The following is a 6092-nucleotide window of genomic DNA, read 5'->3' on the forward strand; positions in this document are numbered from 1 at the left end:
GGCAGAAAAATCGGGTGTGTCGGTTTTGTTCTATTTTGAGGGACGGGCGGCGGCTAGTTTTGCTTTACATTAAAACAAACAAAACAATGATAGCCATTACAGGAGCAAACGGAAACCTTGGGAAAGCCACCCTTGCATTTTTAATCAAAAGAACATTGCCGAAAAACATCGTCGCCATCGTGCGTGATGTGGACAAGCTTAGCGAGTACGCGGGTTCGGGGATACACATCCGCACGGCGGACTATGAAGATCAGGAGTCGCTGGAAAAGGCGCTGACCGGCGTGGACCGGCTGTTGCAGATTTCCGCCTCGGCCACGGGGGTGCGTGCGATGGCGCAGGAGACGCGCGTCGTGCATGCAGCCGTGAAATGCGGCGTGAAAGAGATCGCCTACACCAGCACATTGTTTCCGCACGAATCGGCGCATTTCCAGGCAGCGCACATTTGCCGGAATACCGAGGAGCTGATCCGCCAGAGCGGCATGCGCTACGTCTTTTTCCGCAACAGTATGTACCACGAAACCATCCCGCTCTTTATCGGCGAGGCGATGGGCGACGGCCGGATCTTTTACCCGTCGGGCATCGGGCGCGTGAGTTTTGCTTCGAGAAAAGACATTGCCGAGGCATTATGCAATGTGCTTACCGGCCCTGCATTCAGCAATGCTACCTATGACATTACTGGCTCCGAAACATTCAGTTTTGCGGATATTGCATTGACATTGAAGGACATAGCAGGCTTCAAAGAGGCGGCGCATACCGATATTTCACCGGAAGATTACCGGAAAGGGTTGCTCGGTTTCGGATTAGGTGATGAGGAAGCCGGTTTTTACGCGAGCATGGCCGATAGCATCCGCGCAGGCGAGTTTGAGAAAACGCATCATTCGCTGGAAGGTTTCCTGGGACGCAAACCGCTTGGTGTTCAGGAATATCTGAAAGCATTGTTTTGAAAAAATCGGTAACTTGCCTTACGACTCAATAGCCATGAAATACCATCAGATCCAGCCGCCGCCGCATTTGCAGGAATACGTCAAGTATTACTGGGCGCTCGAAAGTTCGGGCCGTCCCGACGAGCAGGTGCATTTCGTAACCATCGCCGACGGTTCCCCCGGCATTATTTTCCAGCAATCGGCAGGGGCGTCTTTTCAGGAGGGCAAACAACTGGCGTCTATATTCCTCTACGGGCAATCGACCGTGCATACCCGCATCGTCTCGCCGGCCACATTCAGCACCATCGGGGTATATTTTTATCCCCATGCATTGAAATCCATCTTTGGTATGGATTCCAACGAGCTGACGAACGATTGCCTGGACCTAGACCTGTTTTTCAATGGCAAGGGGCTGATGGAGCGGCTGGAAAGCACCTCAGACGTGGAAACGAAGGCCAATATCCTTTCCGAATGCCTCTGGGAGCAGGTATGCCGCAACGATCACTCGCTCCAAGCCGCGACGCGTTACGCAATGCAGCGGATCATCCAGTCGCAGGGCAACATTTCGATGAAAGACCTCAGGCAGGAGTTGCAGGTATCGGAGCGCACGCTGGAAAGGCGTTTTCAGGAAGGGATAGGGCTCTCACCCATGCTTTTCGGGCGCATTTGCCGCTTCCAGGCCTCGCTCAACCAGCTACGCGCGCAGAGTTACGACAAGCTTTCCGACATCGCCTTCGAGCAGGAGTACGCGGACCAATCGCATTTCATCCGCAATTTCAAGGAATTTACAGGCCTCACGCCCTTCCAGTTCCGGAAGAGCATTCATGAAACCGTGGAGAACTTCCCGGTGCTGGTTCAATCGTAGGCAATCACTTCATCGACAAACTTCCATTCAAACCGGGCCGAAACAGGGTGGTGGTCCGATAGCGGTTGCCCTTTTGCATTGGTAAACATAACATTTTCCAATGCATAGGCGGCCGGTTTGAGCTGGATGAACGGACTGCTTCGGAAAAGAATCTTGTCAATCGTTTCGCAGGAATCGGTCAGGCTGAGGATGTCGCTGGCGGGAATGGCGTCGCTGCGGACGGGCAGCTGATTTTTGCAATGCATGTTCACCCACGGGTCGGCCAGCCCGTTCTCCTTCAACAACCGATCCACATTATCCTGCCCGAAGCTGTACCGGCCGTTCAGGTCGCCCATCACGATCACCGCATTGCCGGCGGAATGCAGGCGGATGTAGGTTGACAGCTGCTCCATGTTGTGGCGCCTCGCGAGGGCGGCACGCGGGTGGTTGTACGCATTGGCGTGTACGTTGTAAAAGTCGATGAAGCGGTCAGGGGCGATTTCAATGCGTGTATAGGTGAAACCTTTGGGCGTAAAACAGTCGGCGCCGGTACAGTCCGTCCACGCAATGCGGCGGAGGTGCTTTACCGGAAATTTGGAAAGGGTATTGAGGCCGTCGCCGGTCATGACAGCCCCTTTGGTAGGCGTGCGGAACGGGTGCGCATTACCGGTGTGGTAGAGGTATTGATTGTAGTTGAAATCCTCCTGCACATGGGCGATATCGAAGCGGTTGAGCAGCCGTCCGATGGCTGAAATACTTTCTTTCCTGGGGGCAACGGCGCTGCAAATGAGCTGGGGGAGGCCGGCAATGTTGTAGGTGATCACGGAAAAACTGCCTGCATTGGCGGAATCGGGGGGCAATTGCGTCCAGCGGGCGCTCATCGGTTGCATATTAGCGCGGGTAGCAGGTGTGGCCTCGGAGAGAAAGAAGAGGATAAAAAGCCACGACAGGGATTTCAGGAACCTGTTTTTTTCAAGAAGTAAATATGCCCTCATAATGTGCCGGTTGGTATGCCCAAAACTACTGGCGGCATGTGGTCAGGGTAATTCCAAATTGTTAAGAATACGTTATTTTTCAACCGGATAGGGCATTCTGGCGTGTTTTCGGAAGGTTACGGTACTAACTTCGCGGCAGTTCTATTTTTTAACAGTGATAACCTATTCCATGACGCGTTTCCTGAAAAGAATGTATAGCCGCGCCGCTTGTCTTCTGGCAGTCGTCGCACCGGCTTGCATTAGCCCTTCATTTTCTCAGTCTGTTCCAAAGAAATCTTTCCTCGTTTGCGGCGATAGTAAAGTGCTGCTCGTGGATTATAACCGTTCCAAAGACAGCATTCCCGCAATCGCGTGGTCGTGGGATGCGCACCAGGCGATGGACCTGCCGGAGCACTTCCGCACGAAACTTTTCAATACCATGGACGACTGCAAGGCCGTGCGCGGCGGAAAGCAGCTGCTGGTATCGTCCTCCGGCGGGGCGATCGCATTGTTGAATTTGCAGGATAAAAAAGTGCTGTTCCATGCCGCCGTACCGAATGCGCATTCGATCGAACTGCTGCCCGGCGACCTCGTCGCTGCTGCCGCGTCCGTCAGCCCGGCCGGTAACAAGCTGATGCTCTTCTCATTGAAGCAGCCCGACAAGCCGCTTTATACCGACAGCCTGTATTCGGCGCATGGTGTGGTGTGGAATGAAAAACGGCAAAGTCTTTTCGCATTGGGTTACGATGTGCTCCGCGAGTACAAAATCGTTTCCGGCAACAGCCTCAAAATGGTGGCGAAATGGGCGATCCCGGGCGTGGGAGGCCATGAGTTGCAGCCGGCTAATGCTTCCGGCGATTTATTCGTGACCGAGCACCACGGTACCTGGCTGTTCAGCCCGGCGACGCAACAGTTTACCAAAATCAAAGGCTTCCCCGACGCCGAGAATGTGAAAAGCCTGGGCCGCGAAGCATCCGGACAATACATTTATACCATTCCGGAAGAAAGCTGGTGGACATTCCACGTAAAATTTCACGAGCCAGCGCGCAAGTTCGCATTCCCGGACATGCACGTATACAAGGCGCGGTGGTTCGATAACGGACTATCGGCTGCGGAAGCCGAAAACCCGCTTTCGCGCGCGCATTCACATAACGACTATTTGCAGGCGGCGCCTTTCACGCTGGCCTACCGGCACCAGTTCGGCTCGGTGGAGGCCGACGTGCATTTCCGCAACGATACGCTTTACGTAGCGCACGATTCGAGGGATATCAGCGCCGACCGCACGTTCGATAAACTGTATTTACAGCAGATTATCAAGCAGATCACCAAAAACGAAGGCAGTATTTACAGGGATAAAAGCCGGGTATTGACCCTTTTGGTAGACCTTAAAACGACTTACAAAACCACTTTACCCGCATTGGTAAAGGCACTGGCTCCGCACGAGGCATTACTCGCACCGAAAGGTTCCGTGAAAGTGGTTTTAAGCGGCAATACGCCACCGCCGGCGGAATTTGAGCAGTATCCTGCATTCATTTTCTTCGATGGCCGCCCGGGTACCAACTACACCGCTGCACAAGCTGAGCGCCTCGGGATGATCAGCCAGGATTTTCACAAGTATTCCCAATGGAACGGAAAGGGTATCCCGGTTGAAAAAGACCGCAAGGCACTCGTGGACGCGATCACCCAGGCGCATGCGATGGGTAAGCCTTTCCGTTTCTGGGCCAGCCCGGACAATATCAATGCGTGGAAAGTGCTGATGAATCTCGGTGCGGACTACATTAATACCGACCACGTGGCCGAACTGGGTAATTTTCTCAGCGGCCGCAAGAATGCCGAATACCAGTCGACCGAATTTTACAAACCTTATCAACCCACCTACAAAAACAACGACGCGCCCGGTAAGGTGAAGAATATCATCCTGCTGATCGGCGACGGAATGGGCCTCGCGCAAATTTATTCAGGACTCACGGCGAACCGCGGCGAGCTTAACCTGGGTAAGTTCCTCAATATCGGCTTCTCGAAAACGGCTTCTTCGGATAATTACATTACCGACTCGGCTGCGGGTGCCACCGCATTCGCGACGGGCCATAAAACCCGAAACCGGGCCATTGGCGTGGATTCCAACCTCGTACCGGTGCCGTCGATCATCCGCCAGGTGAAAGCCACGGGCCGGAAGTCGGCATTGATTTCGGCGGGCGACATCACCGACGCTACCCCGGCGGCATTCTACGCGCACCGCCCGGAGCGGAGCCAGATGGACGAAATCGCGACGGATTTCCTGAAAGAACCCGTCGATGTGCTGATAGGCGGCGGTTACGGCCATTTTGCCAAAACCAAAACGGCCGATTCCCTGATAGCACGCGGTTTCCGGGTGTCCGACAACTGGAACGACCTGGCAGGCATGAAGGCCCCGTTTGTGTTGCTGGACGATAAGCATGTCGTATCGATGCAAAAAGGTCGCGGCGATTTCCTCAAAGATTCATTTCAAAAAACACTTCAATCGCTGCAATCGAACCCGAAAGGCTTCTTTATGATGGCCGAAGGCGCGCAGGTGGATTACGGCGGCCACGAGAACATTGTACCGTACGTGGTGACCGAAATGCTTGATTTTGACAAACTGGTAGGAGAGGCGCTCCGTTTCGCCGATTCCAACGGTGAGACGCTCGTAATCGTCACCGCCGACCACGAAACAGGCGGCCTTACCCTCCTGGACGGAAATCTCAAAACCGGCTACGTCGACGGCCAGTTCAGCACCGGCGACCATACCGGCATTATGGTACCTGTATTCGCCTACGGCCCGCATTCGCTGGATTTCAGAGGGGTTTATGAGAATACGGAGATTTATCAGAAGGTGAGGAAGGTGTTGAAGTAGGGGAAAGGGAGGAAAGGAGGAAGGGAGGAAGGGGAGGAAGGAGGAGTTTTTTCCTGTCCCGTCCTGAAATAGGTTGACTCAACCATTAGGAAAAATGAACGAACGTCGGCCGATAATTAAGTCCAGTCTTAGTTTCAAACAAGAAGTAGTCCGTGAGATAGAGGAAGAAGGTTTAAGCCACCTGGAAGCATCCCGACGTTATGGGATCAAGGGAAGTATGACAATCAAGAAATGGATTATTAAATTTGGTAAAGATCATTTAGTCAACAAAGTAATCCGGATCGAGATGAAAGGTGAAGTTAACCAACAAAAGCGTTTGGAGGCCGAATTGCGGCGTTTGAAAGAGGCTTATGCGGACCTAAGTTTGAAGCACCAATGTGCCGAGAAAGTGATTGAACTGGCCAATGAGGAACTAAAAATGGATTTAAAAAAAAGTTTTGGCACCGATGCGTCCAGCAACTCCAAGGGCAATTCGCAGT

General features: G+C 53.3%; 5 protein-coding genes. 4 read left to right on the forward strand and 1 reads right to left on the reverse strand.

The genetic code is table 11. From position 1 onward, the window contains the following. Positions 1 to 86 precede the first annotated feature (86 nt). Together BLQ88_RS31960 and BLQ88_RS31965 are read left to right on the forward strand one after the other, a co-directional pair. Positions 87 to 944 (forward strand): NAD(P)H-binding protein, encoded by an 858-nt coding sequence (locus BLQ88_RS31960; RefSeq protein ID WP_090157100.1) that lies wholly within the window; start codon positions 87 to 89, stop codon positions 942 to 944. Positions 945 to 978: 34 nt separating this feature from the next. Next, on the forward strand, positions 979 to 1788 hold the full coding sequence (locus tag BLQ88_RS31965; protein WP_090157088.1) for an AraC family transcriptional regulator: 810 nt from the start codon (positions 979 to 981) through the stop codon (positions 1786 to 1788). On the opposite strand, the gene BLQ88_RS31970 is transcribed toward BLQ88_RS31965, so the two are convergent. Then, positions 1779 to 2762 carry an endonuclease/exonuclease/phosphatase family protein gene (locus BLQ88_RS31970; RefSeq protein ID WP_090157089.1) on the reverse strand — a complete coding sequence of 328 codons (984 nt, stop codon included), beginning with the start codon at positions 2760 to 2762 and terminating at the stop codon, positions 1779 to 1781. The genes BLQ88_RS31965 and BLQ88_RS31970 overlap by 10 nt on opposite strands. 169 nt (positions 2763 to 2931) lie before the next feature. Here BLQ88_RS31970 and BLQ88_RS31975 point away from each other — a divergent pair, with 169 nt between their 5' ends. Together BLQ88_RS31975 and BLQ88_RS31980 are read left to right on the forward strand one after the other, a co-directional pair. After that, entirely contained in the window at positions 2932 to 5613 is a 2682-nt protein-coding gene (locus BLQ88_RS31975) for a DUF6528 family protein (protein ID WP_229212953.1), read from the forward strand. Positions 5614 to 5707: 94 nt separating this feature from the next. Further along, positions 5708 to 6092 (forward strand): transposase (locus BLQ88_RS31980; RefSeq protein ID WP_143016979.1); only part of this gene is annotated, 385 nt, incomplete at its 3' end.

This window comes from Dyadobacter soli, assembly GCF_900101885.1.
Classification (GTDB): Bacteria; Bacteroidota; Bacteroidia; order Cytophagales; family Spirosomataceae; genus Dyadobacter; species Dyadobacter soli.

Bases quoted from the DNA above. Each gene is read 5' to 3' on its own strand.
- BLQ88_RS31975 (WP_229212953.1), top strand. From the start codon at position 2,932: ATGACGCGTTTCCTGAAAAGAATGTATAGCCGCGCCGCTTGTCTTCTG.
- BLQ88_RS31960 (WP_090157100.1), top strand. From the start codon at position 87: ATGATAGCCATTACAGGAGCAAACGGAAACCTTGGGAAAGCCACCCTT.
- BLQ88_RS31965 (WP_090157088.1), top strand. From the start codon at position 979: ATGAAATACCATCAGATCCAGCCGCCGCCGCATTTGCAGGAATACGTC.
- BLQ88_RS31970 (WP_090157089.1), bottom strand. From the start codon at position 2,762: ATGAGGGCATATTTACTTCTTGAAAAAAACAGGTTCCTGAAATCCCTG.